The sequence below is a fragment of the Caulobacter sp. GW821-FHT10F06 genome, from assembly GCF_058809215.1.
Genome location: NZ_JBXASK010000013.1, coordinates 16387 through 35597, shown reverse-complemented (window position 1 = coordinate 35597; position 19211 = coordinate 16387). Strand labels below are relative to the sequence as shown.

The window sequence follows — 19211 nt, the reverse complement described above, 5'->3', positions numbered from 1 at the left end:
CCCAGCGTCAGGCAAGCGCCGTGGGTTGTCGACTCTGGACGCGGATCATCTCACCTTGGCGGCCGACCGTTTCCACAACTTCAGAGAACACCCGTGCCCTCAGGTCTCGCCGCGCTGCTCGACGATGTCGCCGGCATCACCAAGATCGCCGCCGCCTCCCTGGACGACGTCGCCGGCGCGGCGGGCAAGGCCGGGACCAAGGCCGTCGGCGTGGTGGTCGACGACACCGCGGTGACGCCCGGCTACGCCATGGGCTTCACCCCCGACCGCGAACTTCCCATCGTCTGGAAGATCGCGATGGGCTCTTTCCGCAACAAGCTGCTGTTCCTGCTGCCCGGCGCCCTGCTGCTCAGCGCCTTCGCGCCATGGGCGGTGACGCCGATCCTGATGTGCGGCGGGGCCTATCTGTGCTTCGAGGCCACCGAGAAGATTCTCGAGGCCTTCACCCCGGCCCACGAGGGCGAAGAGGTCGAGGAGCTGGCGCTCAGCGGACCCGAGCTGGAGAAGGAAAAGGTCAACGGCGCGATCCGCACCGACCTGATCTTGTCGGGCGAGATCATGGCCATCGCCCTGGCCGACGTCGCCGACAAGCCGCTGCCGATCCAGGCCGCCGCCCTGGCCCTGGTCGGCGTGCTGCTGACCGTCGCCGTCTATGGCGTGGTGGGGCTGATCGTGAAGATGGACGACATCGGCCTGCACCTGTCGCGCGGCAAGGTCGGGGCTCTGCGCGGCTTCGGCCGGGGGCTGGTCAAGGCCATGCCGATCACCATGGAGGCCCTGACCGTCATCGGCACCGCCGCCATGCTGTGGGTCGGCGGCGGCATCATCGTCCACGGGCTGGAGCACTTCCACCTGACGCCGATCCCGGTCTGGGTGGAGGGCTTCTCGCACTGGGCCCATGGTGCGCCGGGCGTGGGGGCGATCACCGGCTGGCTGGCTTTCGCGGCGGGCTCGGCCGTGGTCGGCTTCGCCATCGGCGGGGTGATCGCCGGCGTCGTGCATCTGTGGAAACATCGCAAGGGCGCGGCGGCGCACTGAACTCAGGGGGAGCTGATGGGCGTTTTCAGAACGGCGGCGCTGGGGGCGGCCCTGGCGCTGGAGCTGGCCGGACCGCTATGCGCTCAGCAGACCGAGTCCGACGCCTACACACGCTATGAGCTGCTCGCCCCGGGCAGCCACAAGTTCCGCATCATCTACGAAGTCACCGCCAGCACGCCGGGCGCGACCGCCTACTACAATCCTATCCGCGTCGGCAGCGTCGCCACCGACGAGAGCGTCAGCGACCGGGCCACCGGCGCGCCCTTGAAATTCAGCGTCGTGCCCGGCGATGTCGCCCGCACCGGCGGGGTCAAGAACGCCAAGGACGACGGCCAGTACATCGGCGTCCAGCTGGCCCGCCCGGTGCCCGCCGACGGCGGCGAGGGCCGGGTGCTGATCGACAAGACCTATGAAGACGCCAAGAGCTACTACGAGGACGACGAGACCATCGTCTTCAACCGTCCGCTGGGCATCAAGCGCAACGCCATCATCCTGCCGGCAGGTTACGAGCTGGTGTCGAGCAACTATCCGGCCCAGGTGCTGCAGGAGGCCGACGGCCGGATCAAGATCGCGTTCTGGAACAACACGCCCGCCGAGGCGCCGTTGATCCTCAAGGCCAAGCCCGCGCCGAACCTGAAGGCCAGCCGCTCATCCCTGGCCGACGCCCTGATCGAGCGCGCCCATCAGGACCGTGAGATCGTCTATTTCCTGCAATCGCCGGAAACCCACAGCTTCGACCTCTATCACGACTACACCGAGAGCCGCGAAGGCGTGGGCGTCTACGTCAATATCGTCCGGGCCGGCAGCGCCGCGTCCAAGCCCTCGGCGCGCAATCTTGACACCGGCCAGGCCCTGAAGTGGGAGACGCTGAAGGGGCTGGATATCCTGAAGGCCGCGCCCGACCAGAAGGGCGTCACGGCCCAGACCGAGGCCATCGTCTTCCGCTTCGATCCCGTGAAGAAAGGCCAGAGCGCGCGTCTGCGCTTCACCGAGACCTATACCGATCCGGAACGCTACACGCTGGCCGGCGATGAGCTGGTCTGGCGCCGGTCGTTCGGCCGGCCGATCAACACCGTCGTGCTGCCGGCGGGCTGGATGCTGACCAACAGCTCGGTCCCGGCCACGGTGAAGACCCTCGACGACGGTCGCGTCCAGCTGGAGTTCATCAATCCCAGGACCGACGAGATCGACGTCATCCTGACGGCGCGGCGCCGATAGGCCATCGCCTTTTTGTGCGGGTCCGGCGGCGGGAAACGTCGTTGATCCGCGCCCTCCACGCCCGGTCAATCGCGCCCGAATTTCCCGAGATACCGCTACCATTTTCGCTTCGCCCCGGTCCGCGCGCGTGCTTATGTCGCCGCCGCGCAGGGGCGCGCAGACGATCGGCAAGATCGCGGACGAGAGGAAACGAGCATGATGCGGACCATCGGACTTGGCGCTTTTCTGGCGATCGGCCTGTCGCTGTCGGCCCAGGCCGCGCCCGCCGCCGAGCCGTATCGCGATCCGTCGCTGAGCGCGCGCGAGCGCGCCGCCGACCTGGTCTCGCGCATGACCCTGGAGGAGAAGGCCGGCCAGTTGCGCGACGTCGCGCCCGCTATCCCGCGCTTGGGCGTGCCGCGCTACAACTGGTGGAGCGAGGGTCTGCACGGCGTCGCCCGGGCCGGTAACGCCACGGTCTTCCCGCAGGCCGTCGCCCTCGCCGCGACCTTCGACGCGCCGCTGATCCATGATGTCGCCGACGTCATCAGCACCGAGTTCCGCGCCAAATATGTCGAGCGCGTCGGCGCCGACGGCGGGGCCGACAAGTATCGTGGCCTGACCGTCTGGTCGCCCAACATCAACATCTTCCGCGATCCGCGCTGGGGCCGGGGGCAGGAGACCTATGGCGAGGATCCCTACCTGACCTCGCGCATGGGCGTGGCCTTCATCCACGGCCTGCAAGGCGACGATCCCAAGATCTACAAGACCATCGCCACCGCCAAGCACTACGCCGTCCACAGCGGCCCCGAGGCCGGCCGGCACCGCGACGACATCCACCCCTCCGCCCACGACCTGGAAGACACCTACCTGCCGGCGTTTCGCGCCACGGTCGTCGAGGGCAAGGTCCAGGCGGTGATGTGCGCCTACAACGCCGTCGACGGCGTGCCGGCCTGCGCCAACCGACCGCTGCTGGATCGCCTGCGCAACACCTGGGGTTTTACCGGCCACGTGGTCTCCGACTGCGCGGCGGTCTCGGACTTCTTCCGCCAGGACGCCCACCAGTGGGTCAAGACGCCCGAGGACGCCGTGGCGGCCGGGTTCTCGGCCGGCATGGACCTGATCTGCGGCGAGTTCAGCGTCAAGCGCGACGCCGATCCGCAGCCGATCGTCACGGCGGTGCGCGACGGGCGCCTGCCCGAGGCGGTGGTCGACCAGGCCGCCCGCCGCCTGTTCGAGGCGCGGATCGCCCTGGGCCTGTTCGACCCGCCGCTGTCGAACGCCTTCGCCCGCATCCCGGCCTCCGAAAACGACACCCCCGCCCACCGCGCCCTGGCGCTGGAGACGGCCAAGGCCTCGCTGGTGCTGCTCAAGAACGACGGCCTGCTGCCGCTGAAGGCCGCGCCACGCCGCATCGCGGTGATCGGGCCCAACGCCGACAATGTCGACGCCCTGGTGGGCAACTACAACGGCACGCCCTCGGCGCCCGTGACCCTGCTGGCCGGTCTGAAGGCCCGTTTCCCGCAGGCCGAGGTTCGCTACGTCGAGGGCTCCGGCGGGGTCGGATCGCCGATGGCGACGACGCCCGACGCGATCTTCTGCGTCGACGCCGCCTGCAAGACGCCTGGCCTGAAGGTCGAGACCTTTGACGGCGTGGCCCTGGCCGGCGCCCCGACCGAGGTGCGCACCGACGCCAATGTCCGGTTCAGCTGGGGCCGTCCCGAGCGCAAGGACCGCAAGACCTCGATGCGGTGGACCGGCTTCATCACCCCGACCGAGACGGGCGTCCACAAGCTGCGCCTGGCCACCAGCAGCGGCTACCGGCTCTATGTCGACGGCAAGCTGGCCCTGGACGCCTGGGGCCTGACCGCCCCGACGGCCGCCCAGGAGGCGTCGGTGGCGCTGACGGCGGGCAAGGCTCACGCCCTGACGATCGAGGCCATCCAGACGGGCGACCGGGGCGACCAGCGCCTGAGCTGGAGCAAACCCAGCCAGGGCGTCGAAGCCGCCGTGGCCGCCGCCCGCGCGGCCGATCTCGTGGTCTTCGCCGGCGGCCTGACCGCCAAGCTGGAAGGCGAGGAGATGCAGGTGTTCGCCGAAGGCTTCGCCGGCGGCGATCGCACCAGCCTTGACCTGCCCAAGCCGCAGGAAGCCCTGCTGGAGAAATTGCAGGCGACCGGCAAGCCCGTCGTGCTGGTGCTGATGAACGGCTCGGCGATGAGCGTGAACTGGGCCGACGCCCACCTGCCGGCCATCATCGAGGCTTGGTACCCGGGCGGCGAGGGCGGCCAGGCCGTGGCCTCGCTGATCGCCGGCGACTTCAGCCCCTCGGGCCGCCTGCCGGTCACCTTCTATCGCTCGGCCGACCAGCTGCCGGCCTTCAGCGACTACACCATGGCCGGCCGCACCTATCGCTACTTCAAGGGCGAGGCGCTTTATCCGTTCGGCCACGGCCTGAGCTACACGCGCTTCGCCTATGGCGCGCCGACGATCCAGCGCCCGACGCTGGCGGCTGGCGAGACGACCGAGGTCACGGTCTCGGTGACCAACGCCGGCCAGCGCGACGGCGCCGAGGTGGTTCAGCTCTATGTCTCGCGGCCGGGCTCGACCGGCCCGATCCGCGCCCTGCAGGGCTTCCAGCGGGTCGTGCTCAAGGCTGGCGAGACCAAACAGGTCCGCTTCGTCCTCGACGCCCGCGCGCTCAGCGTCGTCGACGCCGCCGGCGCGCGCCATGTCGAGCCCGGGCGCGTCGACCTGTGGATCGGCGGCGGCCAGCCGCAGGTGCGCTCGGGTCTGGTCAAGGCGGCGGGCGTTGCGGCGAGCCTCGAGGTGTCGGGACGCAAGACGCTGGAGCCTTAGGGGCGGTGATCTTGAGAACCTCGTCCTTCGACAAGCTCAGGATGAGGTTCTCTATCTCATGGCCTGCATTGGACCTCACCCTGAGCCTGTCGAAGGGCGAGGTCCATCGCCACAGAGCCTACCCCGCGTCGTGCAGCGTCGACGTCGGCTTCCAGTCGAACAGCTCCTGCAACGTCCGAACCGCCATTCCGCGCTCCGACGTCAGATGCGGGTCGCGGGCCAGGAGCAGGCGGGCGTCGTCGGCGGCAACGGCGATGAGGTCGCGGTGGGCCACCGGGTCGGCCAGGCGATAGGCCGGGAAGCCGCTCTGCTTGAGGCCCAGTGGATCGCCGCCGCCGCGCAGCTCCAGGTCCTTCTCGGCGATCTCGAAACCGTCGTCGGACTTGCGCAGGATGTCCAGCCGCTGCTGGGCGGTGTCGGATAACGGCAGGTCGTACAGCAGTACGCACGAGCTTTCTCGCGCGCCGCGACCGACCCGGCCGCGCAGCTGGTGTAGCTGGGCCAGGCCGAAGCGCTCGGCCTGCTCGATGACCATGATGCTGGCGTTGGGCACATTGACCCCCACCTCGACCACGGTGGTGGCGACCAGCACCGAGACCTTGCCGTCCACGAAATCGGCCATCACGGCGTCCTTCTCGGCAGGCGTCATTTGGCCGTGGACCAGCCCCACCGACGGGCCGATGATCTGGCGCAAGTCTTCTGCGCGGGCCTCGGCGGCGCGCAGGTCGATCTTCTCGGACTCCGAGACCAGAGGGCAGATCCAGAAGGCCTGGGCGCCGCCCTCGGCCGCGCTCTTCAGGCGGGCGACGATCTCGGGCAGACGCGGCACGGGCACGGCGCGGGTGGCGACCGGTGTGCGGCCTGGCGGCTTCTCGTCGATGCGCGAGACGTCCAGGTCGCCGAACACCGTCAGCTCCAGGGTGCGCGGGATCGGGGTGGCCGACATGGCCAGCAGGTGGACCCCGTCTCCCTTGTCCTGAAGCCGTCGGCGCTCGTTGACGCCGAAGCGGTGCTGCTCGTCGATGATCGACAGGCCCAGGGCCTTGAAGACTACGTCGTCTTGGAACAGGGCGTGGGTGCCGATGGCCACGGCGTGCCGGCCGTCGGCCAGGGCCGCCAGCTTGGCCGCGCGGCCCGCGCCCTTGTCGCGTCCGGTCAGCAGGATCACCGATAGCCCCAACGCCGTCAGAGGCCCGGCCATGGTCTCATAGTGCTGGCGGGCCAGGATTTCGGTCGGCGCCATGATCGCCGATTGCAAGCCCGCGCCCGCCGCGTCGGCGACGGCCAGCATGGCCACCACGGTCTTGCCCGAGCCGACGTCGCCCTGCAGCAGCCGGCTCATGCGCTCGCCGGAGGCCAGGTCGCCGCGAACCTCCGACAGGGCCCGGATCTGGGCGCCGGTCAGCTTAAAGGGCAGGGCGGCCTCGGCGTCGGCGGCCAGGGGGCTGGCGTCGATCCTCGGGGCAGGCTGGGCGCGGCGGCTGGCCTTGCGCTGGGCCAGGGCCAGCTGGTGGGCCAGCAGTTCGTCATAGGCCAGACGCCGGCGATGCGGGGCCATCGGCGAGACGTCGGCCTCGCCGGTCGGACCGTGGGCGGCGACGAAGGCCTCGCGCCAGCCGGGCCAGGCCTCGCGGGCCTTCCAGGCGGGATCCTGCCACTCGGGCAGCTCGGCGGCGCGCTCCAGGGCCTCCAGCGCGAAACGGCGGAAGGTGCGTGAGGGCAGACCGGCGGTGACCGAGTAGACCGGCTCGAACTCCGGGATCTCGACCGCGCGCTCCTCGTGCAGCAGATATTCGGGGTGGGCGACCTGGATCTCCGAGCCGAAACGCTCGACCTTGCCGCTGACCGCCCGGCGCGAGCCGACGGGGTGCTGGCGCTCCAGGTGCGGGCCATGGCCCTTGAACCAGGTCAGGGTGAGAAAACCCGTCTCGTCCCAGGCGCGGATCTTCCACGGCTGGCCCAGGCGGCCCGGCGGCTGATGGGCGTCGATGCTGACGATGAAGGTCTGGACCTGGCCGTCGACGGCCCGATCGACCGTGGTGGCGGTGCGGCGGATCACGCTCTGGGGCGGGGTGAACAGCACGTCGCGGACGATGGGGCCTGCGATCTTCTCGACCAGGGGCGCAACGCGCGGCCCCACGCCTTTCAGCGTGGAGACCGGCGTGAACAGCGGAAAGAGAATCTCTGGGCGCATCAGGATGCGACCATAGCCAAGTCGGCGTCAGAAAGGGACGCCGCGCGGCCAGAAGATCAGCCTCGGTTCATCACCGGGTCGAGGGCGATGACGATGTCGGCGTATTCGTCGGCGCGCGAAGCGCCCGAGACGTTCAGGCGCGTATAGAGATGGGCCGCGCCATGACGGGTGACGGCTTCCGACCAGCGGCTGGTCGCGCCGACCAGATTGTTGGCCTCGCCCGCGAAGACCACGGCGCCGCTGCCGTCCACATAGACGAAATTTCCAGCGATCGTCGTCTTGGGGTCGGCCCCCTCGGCGAGCTTGTAGCGGTAGACGGCGCCGGAAGCGCCTTTCAGTTCGATATAGGGTTTCACAGGACCTCGCCTCAACAGCACGCGGCGTTGGCGGCGATGTGGTGAGGGGCGCCGTTGGCCAAATTAAGGCTCAGGGCGCCGCCACTTTGCCGAGGAATCGTCGCGTGCGCTCTTCCTTAGGCGCTCCGAAGAGCTCGCGCGAGGGGCCCTGTTCGACGATAACGCCGCTATCCATGAAGATCGTCCGATCCGCCACGTCCCGGGCGAAGTCCATCTGGTGGGTGACAATCAGCATCGTCCGGCGTTCCACGGCCAGATCTCGGATGACGGCAAGCACCTCGCCGACCAGTTCCGGGTCGAGCGCCGAGGTCGGCTCGTCGAACAGAATCACTTCCGGATCCATGGCCAGGGCCCGGGCGATGGCGCAGCGCTGCTGCTGACCGCCGGAGAGCTCGCCCGGATAGGCGTTGGCCCGCGCGCCCAGCCCGACCTTTTCCAGCAGCACCATGGCCTTGGTCTCGGCGGCGACGCGGGGCTGGCCGCGCACGACGATCGGACCCTCGGCCACGTTCTGCAGGGCCGTGCGATGCGGGAAGAGGTTGAAGCCCTGGAACACGAACCCGACGCGGCCCTTCAAGGCCCGCGCCAGCGGAGCGCGAGGCGCGGCCTGGACCCCGGCGATCTGCAAGCTGCCGCCGTCCAGCAGCTCAAGCCCGGCCATGCAGCGCAGCAGGGTGCTCTTGCCCGAGCCGCTGGGGCCGATGATGGCGATCACCTCGCCTTGGGCGACCTCGATGTCGACGCCGTTCAGCACGGTCGTCGTGTCGAAGCGCTTGATCAGGCCTTTGGCGGAGACGGCGCTCATCGGCGGCCCTCCGCGGCGCGGCGTTCCAGCACGCCCTGGCCGGCGGCCAGCAGGGTCGAGACGATCCAGTAGATCGCCGCCGCCGCCAGATACATCGTGAAGATCTCGAAGGTGCGGGCGGTGATCAGCTGGGTTTGGCGGAACAGCTCCGGCACCTGGATGGTCGCGGCCAGCGAGGTGTCCTTGACCAGGCTGATGAAGCTGTTGGACAGCGGTGCGACGGCGGTGCGGGCGGCCTGGGGCAGGATCACCCGGCGCAAGGCCTGGCCCCGGCTCATACCCAGCACGGTGGCGGCCTCCCACTGGCCGCGATCAACATTGGCGATGGCGCTGCGCAGGATCTCGCAGGCATAGGCGGCGATGTTCAGCGAGAAGCCGATCCCGGCCGCCACCAGCGGCGGCAGCTCTATCCCGAACTGCGGCAGGCCGTAATAGATCAGGAACAGCTGCACCAGCAGCGGCGTGCCCCGGATGGCCGAGACATAGACGCTGGCCGGCCAGCGCAGCAGCGGCGAGCGCGACAGCCGCATCAGCGCCAGGCCGAAGCCCAGGGCCAGGCCCAGGCTCATGCCGATGACGCTGAGCGCCACGGTGTAGCCCGCGCCCTTGGTCAGCAGCGGCGCGGACTGGCGCAGAAGGTCCAGCGTGGCGTCCATCGGCTATTTGGTCACGTCCGCGCCGAACCACTTCTGCGAGATGGCGGCCAGCTTGCCGTTGGCGCGCATCGCGTCGATGGCCTGGTCGACCAGCACCTTCAGGGCCGGATCCTTGACCATGGCCACGCCCTGGTTCTGGGCCGCGAAGGCCGGGCCGGCGGCGACGAACTCGGGCGAGCTCTTGACGAAGTCGGCGGCGACCAGCCGGTCGTTCAGCACCGCGTCGATGCGGCCGGCCTTCAGGTCCTGGTACTTGGTGGGATCGTCGTCATAGGTGCGGACGTCGGCGGTGGGCACATTGGCCCGCAGCCAGCTTTCGTAGTTGGTGCCCAGGCCCACCCCGACCTTCTTGCCGGCCAGCTCGGCGGGCGAGTAGGGGCCAGGCTTGCCCTTCAGGGTGATGATCTGGATGCCCGAGACCGTATAGGGCTTGGAGAAGTCGTACTTGGCCGCTCGCTCCGGCGTGATGGTGATCTGGTTGATCACCACGTCAATCCGCTTGGCCTCCAGCGCGCCCAGCAGGCCGGCGAAGGGCGAGGGGCTGAACACCGGCTTGACGCCCATCTGCTCGGCCAGGGCCCGGGCGAAGTCGACGTCGAACCCGGCCAGCTGGCCGTCCTTGTCCTGGAAGTTGAATGGCGGATAGGTGCCTTCCAGACCGATGCGCAGGGTCTTGGTCGACTCGACCCGCTGGGCGGTCGTCTGGGTGGCCGTGTCCTTCGACTTGCCGCCGCAGGCGCTCAGGGCCAGCGCGCCGCCGAGGGTCAGCAGCAGGTTTCGACGGTCTTGGAATCGCATGGGCGGCCTCGGCAAATCCGGAACACGCCAGTTCTATACGCCGCGACGCCCTCCGCCAGAGGCAAGCGCGGGTGTCGACGCCGATTGCAATGGCTGATGGTGAAACGAGCGGTCGCCGTCCTCGCCCCCTCCTGGTCGCTTCGCGACCGTCCTCCCCCATAGGGGGAAGATGAGGTCGGCGCGCTTCATCTTCCCCCTATGGGGGAGGAGCGCGTAAGCGCGGAGGGGGCAAGTGCGCTGGCGCTACCGCTTCCTCACAAACACCGTCCCCGCCGAATACCCCGCACCAAAGCTGCAGATCAGCCCCGTCTCGCCGGGCGCGAAGTCGTCATTGGCCGAGTGGAAGGCGATGATCGAGCCGGCCGAGCTGGTGTTGGCGTATTCGTCCAGGATGATGACGTTCTCGCCGGGTGCCGGATCGCGGCCCAGAACCTTGCGGCCGATCATCTCGTTCATGTTGATATTGGCCTGATGCAGCCACAGGCGCTTCAGCCCTTGGGGATCGACGCCGATGTCGGCGGCATGCTGGATGATCATCTCGCTGACCATCGGCACCACCTCGCGGAACACCTTGCGGCCTTCCTGCACGAACAGCTTGTCGCGCGCGCCTTCGCCCTCCGGGGCGGCGCGGTTGAGGAAGCCGAAGTTGTTGCGGATGTTGTTGCTGAACACCGTCTTCAGGCGCGTGCCCAGGATCTCCCAGCCGCCGGTCGCCTGCGAGGCCTCTTCCACGATCACGGCGGTGGCCACGTCGCCGAAGATGAAGTGGCTGTCGCGGTCCTTGAAGTTCAGGTGCCCAGAGCAAATCTCGGGATTGACCATCAGCACAGCCTTGGCGCTGCCCGTGGCGATGAAGTCGGCGGCGGTCTTGATGCCGAAGGTCGCCGACGAGCAGGCCACGTTCATGTCGAAGGCGAAGCCGTCGATGCCCAGGGCCTGCTGCACCTCGATGGCCATGGCTGGGTAGGGGCGCTGCATGTTCGAGGCCGCGCAGATCACCGCGCCGATCTCGCTGACCGGCTTGCCCCAGGCGGCGATCGCCTGCTTGGCGGCTTCCACGGCCATCTCGGCCAGGATCGAGATTTCGTCGTTGGAGCGCTCGGGCAGGACCGGGCGCATCAGGTCCGGATCGATGATGCCGTCCTTGTTCATCACAAAGCGCGACTTGATGCCCGAGGCCTTCTCGATGAACTCGGGCGAGGAGGGGGCCAGGGCGGTGACGTCGCCGGCCGCGATGGCCTCGGCGTTGGCGGCGTTGAACCGCTCGACGAAGGTGTTGAAGGCCTCGACCAGCTCGGTGTTCGAAATGCTGAACGGCGGGGTGTAGAGCCCCGTGGCGGCGATGACGGCTTGATGCACGCGACTAGTCCCGATGATGCGCGCGGAGGCTCAAAGGGCTCCGCGATCTCTTGTTCTGGCGCCGTTGATATCATGGATGACGCCGCCGTCATCATCACTGTGCGGGGCCGTCGGGGGTGTGGCCGATGGGTCGCATTGCCGCTTCGACACGCAATGGCCCCAAACGCGACCGTGAACCGCCCTATACCGGCCGCGTTGTCCTCCTAGCTGTAAAGCGGCTGAGGGAGCTGAAGATTGCGTAATAGTAGGAGTAACTACAATGAAAACTCTCATCGCCGCGACGATCGTCGCCGCTTCGGTCGCCGCTATTCCCGCCCTGTCGCAAGCACAGGTTTCGCCTGAATATTACGGTTCTCTCGGCTATGGCTCGACTCGGTCGAGCGGCGCCGACACCGGGACTGTCCAAGGTCGCCTGGGCGCCAAGATAACCCCGCATTTTGGTGTTGAAGGCGAAGTCGCCGGCGGCGTCTCCGACGACAAGACCTATGCCGCCGGCGCGCCCGTCACCGTGAAGCAGCAGCACCAGGCCGCGGCCTATGCGGTGGGCTTCCTGCCGGTGACTCCGAACATCGAACTGCTGGCCCGGGCCGGCTACGGCACGACTAAGTTCGACGCCTCCTCGGCCGCTTCGCCGCTGAAGGGCTCGATGGACAGCTGGAACTACGGCGTCGGCGCCCAGTACAAGTTCGACGACAAGAACGGCGTGCGCGCCGATTGGACGAAGTCGGAGTTCACCAACTCCAAGGAGGACGCCGACACGCTGGCCGTGGCCTACGTCCGCAAGTTCTAGATCTGGAGGTTCCCGGGCCATCGCGGCCCGGGACGCCCCGCCCGGCGCGGGGACAGACAGCGTGACGATCGGCGGATAGCGCTGATCTGCTGATCCTCTCCCTTTCCAAACACAGTCGTCATCCCCCGCTTCATGCGGGGGACCCAAGCGGCACTGGCGGCTGCGTTCGCTGACCTTTGGCCGACTTCGATCTCGGCTTGGGTCACCCGGACAAGCCGGGTGATGACGGATTTTTTGTGTCTCGAGCGCGGGGATAGCCGCCGTCGTATCGGATGCGCCTAGCCTTCCCGTATTCTGACTTCACCTCGTCGCGAGGAAAGGGCGCAAGGCCAGCGACCGAAGCGGCGGCGGGGTGCGATCGAGCGGGACTGGGGTCGAGGGGGATACTCGGCCGTGTCCGGGGATCTGGTTGCTGGCCAGACCCGCCCGTCGTCGGCGTGGTTGAAGGCAAAGGGGCGTGTCTGGCTGAAAGCCCGTCCTCTTCGACCGTCGGAGCGCGCTGGAAACGGCGCGGTTCGGGTCCCGGTAAGGCCTCAACAGGGCCACCCGACGGGAGGCTGGCGGATAACGATGGCACGGAGCGGACGGCTTCGTCGAAACGGTATTTCTATTTCAACTCCGGACGTCGTCCGGACGCTCCGCGACCCTTTCCATCGCCATCGCAGCGAAAGCGCGAGGTTGCAGGCGCTCGTGAGGACCCCCTCAGTCGCTCCGCGACAGCTCCCCCGAAGGGGGAGCATCTAAAGGCGCGGCGCGGTGTCGATCCTCCCCCTTTTGGGGGAGGTGGCCCGGAGGGCCGGAGGGGGTCCTCCACAGCGTCTGACGTTGCCTGCTTTCGTTTCACGCCCCGGCCTTCTATATGCGGACGCCTCCGCTCCGATCCTTCGACTCCCCGGAAGACCCGCCTCATGGCCCGTATCCTGATCACCTCCGCCCTGCCGTACATCAACGGCATCAAGCACCTGGGCAATCTGGCGGGATCGATGTTGCCGGCCGACGTCTATGCGCGGTTCCAGCGGGCCCGGGGCGCCGAGACGCTCTACATCTGCGCCACCGATGAGCATGGGACTCCCGCGGAACTCGCGGCGGCCGCCGCCGGCCAGGACGTGGCCACCTATTGCGCCGAGCAGCATGTCCTTCAGCACGACGTGGGCCGGGCGTTCGGCCTGTCGTGGGACTGGTTCGGCCGCTCGTCCTCGCCGCAGAACCATCGCCTGACCCAGCACTTCGCCGAGGCGCTGGAAGCACAGGGGCTGATCGAGGAACGCGTCGACCAGATGGTCTATTCCATCGACGATCGGCGCTTCCTGCCCGACCGCTATATCGAGGGCACCTGTCCGCACTGCGCCTTCCCCAAGGCGCGCGGCGACCAGTGCGACAATTGCGGCAACCTGCTGGACCCCACCGACCTGAAGAACCCGTACTCGGTGATCTCCGGGTCGCGGAACCTGGAGGTGCGCGACACCCGCCACCTCTATCTGCTGCAGACCAAGATGCAGGATCGCATCCGCGCCTGGGTCGACAGCCACGATCAGTGGCCGGCCCTGGCCAAGTCGATCGCCTACAAGCACCTGGACGAGGGCCTGATCGATCGCGGCATCACCCGCGACCTGGCCTGGGGCATTCCGGTGACCAAGGACGGCCTGCCGCGTCCGGGCATGGAAGAGAAGGTCTTCTACGTCTGGTTCGACGCGCCGATCGAATATATCGCCGCCACCCAGGAATGGGCCGACGCCTCGCCCGAGCGCGACTGGCGCCGCTGGTGGCGCACTGACGCCGGGGCCGACGACGTCCGCTATGTCGAGTTCATGGGCAAGGATAACGTCGCCTTCCACACCGTCAGCTTCCCCGCGACCATCCTGGGCTCTGAAGAGCCGTGGAAGAGCGTCGACATGCTCAAGGCCTTCAACTGGCTCAACTGGTACGGCGGCAAGTTCTCGACCAGCTCCAAGCGCGGCGTCTTCATGGACGCGGCCCTGGAGATCCTGCCGCCCGACCTGTGGCGCTGGTACCTGACGGCCAATTCGCCCGAGAGCAGCGACACCGCCTTCACCTGGGAGCAGTTCGCCAGCGCGGTGAACCGCGACCTGGCCGACGTGCTGGGCAATTTCGTCAACCGCATTCTGAAGTTCACCGAGAGCAAGTTCGACGGCCTCGTGCCCGAGGGCGGCGAACCGGGTCCGCTGGAGGAGAAGCTGTTCGCCGACGTCTCGGCGCGCCTGGCCGATCTGGCCGAACAGATGGACGCCATCGAGGTGCGCAAGAGCGCCCAGGCGCTGCGGGCCCTGTGGGTGGTCGGCAACGAGTATTTGCAGGAAGCCGCGCCTTGGACCGCGATCAAGACCGATCGCGACCGCGCCGCCGTCATCGTCCGCACGGCCCTGAACCTGGCGGCGCTGTACGGCAAGATCTCCGCGCCGTTCATCCCGTTCGCGGCCGAGAAGATCTGCGAGGCCTTCTCGATCGAATTCCCGGCCGCCTGGCCGAGCAACGACGCGGCGGTCGAGCTGTCGGCGCTGCCGACCGGCCTGTCGGTGACGGCCCCGGAGGTCCTCTTCAAGAAGATCGACGAGGACATGATCGCCGAGTGGACGGCCCGTTTCGGCGGCGCGGAAGAGGCGTGATCCAGGGACGCATCCGGCGCGGGCAGGGGCGATGAGCAGCCTGGCGCGCCTGAGCGTCTTCTACGTCTCGATCTATCTGGGGACGGGCGTCAGCCTGCCCTATATCGCCACCTTCCTGCGCGATCGCGGGATGAGCGGCGCGGCGATCGGCCTGATCCTGGCCGTCCCGATGCTGGCCCGGCCGTTCACCGGTCCGGCCCTGGCGGTGTGGGCCGACGGCTTCACCCTGCGCCGCACGCCGATGGTGCTGCTGGCCCTGGGCGCGGCACTGGGCTACGCGGCGCTGCTGATCGCTCCGGGCGCGCTGGGCCTGGCGGTCGCCTGGCTGGTCGGCCAGACCCTGCTGTCGACCCTGTCGCCGCTGGTCGACGTCATCACCCTGCGCCGGGCGCGGACCGAGGGCTTCAATTACGGTCTGCCGCGAGGAACCGGCTCGGCGGCCTTCATCGTCGCCAATCTGATCATGGGCTTGGCCCTGACGATCATCGCCCCGACGCTGATCGCCGTCTGGATCGCGCTCGCCGCGGGTCTGACCGCCCTGGCCGCGGCGGTGTTCGTGCCGCCCGAGCGAGTCCATGCCGAGGGCGCGGCCAAGCCGGTCGGAGCCGAACGCTGGAAGGGGCTGGGCGCGCTGATGCGCGACCGCACCTTCGTGCTGGCCGTGGTCACCGCCGGCCTGATCCAGGGGGCGCACGCCTTCTACTACGGCTTCTCGACAATCATCTGGCGCGAGCAGGGGATCTCGAACTCGATCATCGGCGTGCTGTGGGGCGTCGGCGTCGCGGCCGAGGTCGCCTTCATGTGGTTCCTGGAGCCCTGGCGACGCCGGGTGGGGCCCGAGAAGCTGATGATCCTAGGCGGCGCGGCGGCCGTCCTGCGTTGGATCGCCTACGCCTTCACGCCGCCGCTGTGGGTGCTGTTCCCGCTGCAGACCCTGCACGCCCTGACCTTCGCGGCCAGTTTCCTGGCCAGCCTGCGCCTGATCGAGAAGCTGACCCCGCCGGCCAGCGCCTCGGCCGCCCAGGCGATCAATTCCGCCCTGTCGATGGGCTTCGCCCTGGGCGTGGCGACCCTGGCCTCTGGCCGGCTGTTCGACGCCTTCGGACCCTACGGCTACCTGGCCATGGCCGGCGTGGCGGCCCTGGGCCTGGCCGGAGCCATCGCCCTGAACCGCCGCACCGGACGGGTTCAGATGTCGTAGTCGACCTCGCGGCCCTCCAGCCACTCGACGATCCGCTCGGCGGCTTCGACGGGGCTCATGGTCGTGGTGTCGATGCGCAATTCCGGCGCCTCGGGAGCCTCATAAGGGCTGTCGATGCCGGTGAAGTTCTTCAGTTGGCCCGCCCGGGCCTTGGCGTACAGACCCTTGACGTCGCGCTGCTCGGCCACGGCCAGCGGCGTGTCGACGAAGACCTCAATGAACTCGCCGTCCTGCAGGATCTCGCGGGCCAGACGGCGTTCGGCGCGGAACGGCGAGATGAAGGCGGTCAGCACGATCAGGCCCGCGTCGACCATCAGCTTGGCCACCTCGGCCACCCGGCGAATGTTCTCGACCCGGTCCTCCTCGGTGAAGCCGAGGTTCTTGTTGAGGCCATGGCGGACATTGTCGCCGTCGAGGAGGTAGGTGTGACGGCCCAGGGCGTGCAGGCGCTTTTCGACCAGGTTGGCGATCGTCGACTTGCCCGCGCCGGACAGGCCGGTCAGCCACACGACCTGGCCGCGCTGACCCTTCAAGGCGGCGCGCGACTGCTTGGTGACGTCCGTGTGCTGCCAGTGGATGTTGTCGGCCCGGCGCAGGGCGAAGTTCAGCATGCCGGCGCCGACGGTGCGGTTGCTGATCCGGTCGATCAGGATGAAGCCGCCCAGCTCGCGATTGTCGGCATAGGCCTCGAACGGCACGGCCTGGTCGAGGGAGATGTTCACGAGCCCGATCTCGTTGAGCTCCAGCCGCTTGGCCGCCGTGCGCTCCAGCGTGTTGACGTTCACCCGGTGCTTGATCTCGGTGACACTGGCCCCGACGGTGCGGGCTCCGATCTTCAGCAGATAGGCGCGGCCCGGGGGCAGGGGCTCGTCGTCCATCCAGACGACGGTGGCCTCGAACTGTCCGGCCACGGGGCTGGGGGCGTCGGCGGCGACGATCAGATCGCCGCGAGAGATGTCGATCTCGTCGGTCAGGGTAATCGTCACCGACTGGCCGGCCACGGCCTGGGGCAGGTCGTTGGGCAGGGTGACGATGCGGTCGACCTTGCTCTCGCGACCCGAGGGCAGCACGCGGATGCGATCGCCCGGCTTGACCACGCCCGAGGCGATCAGGCCCGAGAAACCGCGGAAGTCGAGATTGGGCCGGTTGACCCACTGCACCGGCAGCCGGAACGGCTGGGCCTGCAGGTCGTCCTCGACCTGAACGGTTTCCAGCCAGTCCATCAGGATCGGGCCGTCGTACCAGGGCGTCGCCTCGCTCTTGCTAGCCATGTTGTCGCCGCCCAGGCCCGAGATCGGGATCGGAGTGAAGACCGACAGGCCGATCTGGTCGGCGAAGGCGCGGTAGTCGGCGACGATGCGGTCGAACACCGCCTGATTCCAGCCGACCAGGTCCATCTTGTTGACGGCCAGAACCACGTGGCGGATGCCCAGCAGGCTGACGAGATAGCTGTGGCGGCGGGTCTGGGTCAGCACGCCCTTGCGCGCGTCGATCAGGATCACGGCCGCGTCGGCGGTCGAGGCGCCGGTGACCATGTTGCGCGTGTACTGCTCGTGGCCGGGGGTGTCGGCGACGATGAACTTGCGCTTGTCGGTGGCGAAGAAGCGGTAGGCGACGTCGATGGTGATGCCTTGCTCACGCTCGGCGGCCAGGCCGTCGACCAGCAGGGCGAAATCGATCGCGCCGCCCTGCGTGCCGACCCGCTTGGAGTCGGCTTCGAGGGCCGCCATCTGGTCCTCGAAGATCATCTTGCTGTCGTAGAGCAGCCGGCCGATCAGGGTCGACTTGCCGTCGTCCACCGACCCGCAGGTGATGAAGCGCAGCAGCGACTTGTGCTGGTGGGCGACCAGATAGGCGTCGATGTCGTCGGCGATCAGGTCGGAGGGCTTGTAGACCTTTGTCATCAGAAATAGCCCTCCTGCTTCTTTTTCTCCATCGAGGCGGACTGGTCGTGATCGATGACCCGGCCTTGCCGCTCGCTGGTGGTGGCCAGCAGCATTTCCTGGATGATCTGGGGCAGGGTGGATGCGGTGCTCTCGACCGCGCCGGTCAGCGGATAGCAGCCCAGGGTGCGGAAGCGGACGCTCTTCATCTGCGGCGTCTCGCCGGGCCGCAGCCGGAAGCGATCGTCGTCGACCATGATCAGGCTGCCGTCGCGCTCGACCACCGGCCGCTCGGCCGCGAAGTAAAGGGGCACGATCGGGATGTTCTCGAGGTGAATGTACTGCCAGACGTCCAGTTCGGTCCAGTTGGAGATCGGGAAGACGCGCAGGCTTTCGCCGGGATGCTTGCGGGTGTTGTAGAGCTTCCACAACTCCGGCCGCTGGTTCTTCGGATCCCAGCGCTGCTCGGCCGAGCGGAACGAGATGATCCGCTCCTTGGCCCGGCTTTTCTCCTCGTCGCGGCGGGCCCCGCCGAAGGCCGCATCGAAGCCGTACTTGGCCAGGGCCTGCTTGAGCCCTTCGGTTTTCCACATGTCGGTATGCAGGGCGCTGCCGTGGTCGAAGGGGTTGATGCCCTTGGCCTCGGCCTCCGGATTCTTGTGGACCAGCAGGTCGAAGCCCAGGTCGGCGGCGACCTTGTCGCGCAGGTCGTACATGGCCCGGAACTTCCAGGTCGTATCGACGTGCAGCAGCGGGAAGGGCGGCTTGGACGGGAAGAACGCCTTGGCCGCCAGGTGCAGCATCACCGCGCTGTCCTTGCCGATCGAATACAGCATGACCGGCCGCTCGCACTCGGCCGCCACTTCCCGCAGGATGTGGATACTCTCGGCCTCCAGGCGCTGGAGGTGGGTCAGGCGAGCCGGCGAGATGTCGGTCATGAACGGTTCCGGCGAAGCGCTGGGCGCGATCGATGCAAGCTGGGTAGGGGCCAAAACAAGGGTCCGCAAACAGAAAAAGTCCCTCTCGCCGTGGTCGATGGCGCGAGTGGGGCGTGTAGTGGCGGACCTAGGCAGCGGCGGGCCTTCGGGCAACCGTCGGAATTCTGGAGGCGCTATAAGCTTGGATGGCGCCGAGCTTCACCTTCATGACCAAAAGTTCACTCGGCTCGGCTTCGAGTTTGTCGCATAACGCCGCTATCGAATTGCGGGTTGGGCCATGGGCTTCCTAGCGGAAATGCTTGCCGTCTTGGTCATCTGGCTGTCCTCCATGGCGCTGGGCCAGTTCGGCGTGGCGGTGGAGAAGAAGCCGCTTCCCAAGCCCAATCACGAGCGGTCGGAACGCACGGTTCCGCGCTCGCCGCGCACGCCGATCCAGGTCCCCGTCGCCGCCGTCTCGCCGACCTGTGACCAACCCACCGCCTGAACGAACGCGCTTAACGCCGCCGCGACGAC

At 68.1% G+C, this 19211-nt stretch carries 15 protein-coding genes; 7 read left to right on the top strand and 8 right to left on the bottom strand.

All coding sequences use genetic code 11. From position 1 onward, the window contains the following. The first annotated feature begins 93 nt into the window (after positions 1-93). The 3 genes from AC1RUS_RS22735 to AC1RUS_RS22725 all read left to right on the top strand — a co-directional run bounded on the left by AC1RUS_RS22735 (position 94) and on the right by AC1RUS_RS22725 (position 5094). The gene (locus AC1RUS_RS22735) at positions 94-1038 is read left to right on the top strand and encodes a DUF808 domain-containing protein (protein WP_492918893.1); all 945 of its coding nucleotides are present in this window, start codon (positions 94-96) and stop codon (positions 1036-1038) included. 15 nt (positions 1039-1053) lie between these two features. Next, entirely contained in the window at positions 1054-2256 is a 1203-nt protein-coding gene (locus AC1RUS_RS22730) for a hypothetical protein (RefSeq protein ID WP_492918892.1), read from the top strand. Between the two features lie 195 nt (positions 2257-2451). Then, complete coding sequence (locus AC1RUS_RS22725; RefSeq protein ID WP_492918891.1) at positions 2452-5094, top strand: glycoside hydrolase family 3 protein; 2643 nt, start codon at positions 2452-2454, stop codon at positions 5092-5094. A 118-nt stretch (positions 5095-5212) separates the two neighbouring features. Here the strand turns inward: AC1RUS_RS22725 and recG are convergent, their stop codons facing one another. The 6 genes from recG to AC1RUS_RS22695 form a co-directional block, all read right to left on the bottom strand. Continuing rightward, positions 5213-7288 (bottom strand): ATP-dependent DNA helicase RecG, encoded by a 2076-nt coding sequence (gene recG / locus AC1RUS_RS22720; protein ID WP_492918890.1) that lies wholly within the window; start codon positions 7286-7288, stop codon positions 5213-5215. 56 nt (positions 7289-7344) lie between these two features. Beyond that, positions 7345-7644: a hypothetical protein gene (locus tag AC1RUS_RS22715; RefSeq protein WP_492918889.1), complete on the bottom strand. Its 300-nt coding sequence runs from the start codon at positions 7642-7644 to the stop codon at positions 7345-7347. 70 nt (positions 7645-7714) lie between these two features. Then, entirely contained in the window at positions 7715-8449 is a 735-nt protein-coding gene (locus AC1RUS_RS22710; RefSeq protein WP_492918888.1) for an amino acid ABC transporter ATP-binding protein, read from the bottom strand. After that, positions 8446-9105, bottom strand: coding sequence for a cystine ABC transporter permease (gene tcyL, locus AC1RUS_RS22705; protein ID WP_492918887.1), 660 nt, complete (start codon positions 9103-9105; stop codon positions 8446-8448). Before tcyL ends, AC1RUS_RS22710 begins: the two co-directional genes overlap by 4 nt. 3 nt (positions 9106-9108) lie before the next feature. Next, a complete protein-coding gene (tcyJ, locus tag AC1RUS_RS22700) occupies positions 9109-9903 on the bottom strand; it encodes a cystine ABC transporter substrate-binding protein (protein ID WP_492918886.1) in 795 nt (264 codons plus the stop codon). 243 nt (positions 9904-10146) lie between these two features. Then, a complete protein-coding gene (locus AC1RUS_RS22695) occupies positions 10147-11262 on the bottom strand; it encodes a beta-ketoacyl-ACP synthase III (RefSeq protein WP_492918885.1) in 1116 nt (371 codons plus the stop codon). A gap of 259 nt (positions 11263-11521) precedes the next feature. Between AC1RUS_RS22695 and AC1RUS_RS22690 the strand changes: the two genes are divergently transcribed. From AC1RUS_RS22690 to AC1RUS_RS22680, 3 genes are all read left to right on the top strand, one after another. Continuing rightward, positions 11522-12052, top strand: a complete 531-nt coding sequence (locus tag AC1RUS_RS22690; RefSeq protein WP_492918884.1) for a porin family protein — start codon at positions 11522-11524, stop codon at positions 12050-12052. A gap of 908 nt (positions 12053-12960) precedes the next feature. Further along, positions 12961-14676: a methionine--tRNA ligase gene (gene metG / locus AC1RUS_RS22685; RefSeq protein WP_492918883.1), complete on the top strand. Its 1716-nt coding sequence runs from the start codon at positions 12961-12963 to the stop codon at positions 14674-14676. A 31-nt stretch (positions 14677-14707) separates the two neighbouring features. After that, positions 14708-15877, top strand: coding sequence for an MFS transporter (locus AC1RUS_RS22680; protein ID WP_492918882.1), 1170 nt, complete (start codon positions 14708-14710; stop codon positions 15875-15877). On the opposite strand, the gene cysN is transcribed toward AC1RUS_RS22680, so the two are convergent. Together cysN and cysD are read right to left on the bottom strand one after the other, a co-directional pair. Next, the gene (cysN, locus tag AC1RUS_RS22675) at positions 15865-17781 is read right to left on the bottom strand and encodes a sulfate adenylyltransferase subunit CysN (RefSeq protein ID WP_492918881.1); all 1917 of its coding nucleotides are present in this window, start codon (positions 17779-17781) and stop codon (positions 15865-15867) included. The two genes, AC1RUS_RS22680 and cysN, sit on opposite strands and share 13 nt — an antisense overlap. Beyond that, positions 17781-18698: a sulfate adenylyltransferase subunit CysD gene (cysD, locus tag AC1RUS_RS22670; protein ID WP_492918880.1), complete on the bottom strand. Its 918-nt coding sequence runs from the start codon at positions 18696-18698 to the stop codon at positions 17781-17783. The genes cysN and cysD overlap by 1 nt, the downstream gene beginning before the upstream one ends. A gap of 295 nt (positions 18699-18993) precedes the next feature. On the opposite strand from cysD, the gene AC1RUS_RS22665 reads away from it, so the two are divergent. Beyond that, the gene (locus AC1RUS_RS22665; protein ID WP_492918879.1) at positions 18994-19182 is read left to right on the top strand and encodes a hypothetical protein; all 189 of its coding nucleotides are present in this window, start codon (positions 18994-18996) and stop codon (positions 19180-19182) included. Positions 19183-19211 lie beyond the last annotated feature (29 nt).

Excerpts from the sequence above, each read along its gene's own strand:
- AC1RUS_RS22730 (WP_492918892.1), top strand. The coding sequence starts at position 1,054 with ATGGGCGTTTTCAGAACGGCGGCGCTGGGGGCGGCCCTGGCGCTGGAG.
- AC1RUS_RS22725 (WP_492918891.1), top strand. The coding sequence starts at position 2,452 with ATGATGCGGACCATCGGACTTGGCGCTTTTCTGGCGATCGGCCTGTCG.
- recG (WP_492918890.1), bottom strand. The coding sequence starts at position 7,288 with ATGCGCCCAGAGATTCTCTTTCCGCTGTTCACGCCGGTCTCCACGCTG.
- AC1RUS_RS22710 (WP_492918888.1), bottom strand. The coding sequence starts at position 8,449 with ATGAGCGCCGTCTCCGCCAAAGGCCTGATCAAGCGCTTCGACACGACG.
- tcyL (WP_492918887.1), bottom strand. The coding sequence starts at position 9,105 with ATGGACGCCACGCTGGACCTTCTGCGCCAGTCCGCGCCGCTGCTGACC.
- tcyJ (WP_492918886.1), bottom strand. The coding sequence starts at position 9,903 with ATGCGATTCCAAGACCGTCGAAACCTGCTGCTGACCCTCGGCGGCGCG.
- AC1RUS_RS22690 (WP_492918884.1), top strand. The coding sequence starts at position 11,522 with ATGAAAACTCTCATCGCCGCGACGATCGTCGCCGCTTCGGTCGCCGCT.
- metG (WP_492918883.1), top strand. The coding sequence starts at position 12,961 with ATGGCCCGTATCCTGATCACCTCCGCCCTGCCGTACATCAACGGCATC.
- AC1RUS_RS22680 (WP_492918882.1), top strand. The coding sequence starts at position 14,708 with ATGAGCAGCCTGGCGCGCCTGAGCGTCTTCTACGTCTCGATCTATCTG.
- cysN (WP_492918881.1), bottom strand. The coding sequence starts at position 17,781 with ATGACAAAGGTCTACAAGCCCTCCGACCTGATCGCCGACGACATCGAC.
- cysD (WP_492918880.1), bottom strand. The coding sequence starts at position 18,698 with ATGACCGACATCTCGCCGGCTCGCCTGACCCACCTCCAGCGCCTGGAG.
- AC1RUS_RS22665 (WP_492918879.1), top strand. The coding sequence starts at position 18,994 with ATGCTTGCCGTCTTGGTCATCTGGCTGTCCTCCATGGCGCTGGGCCAG.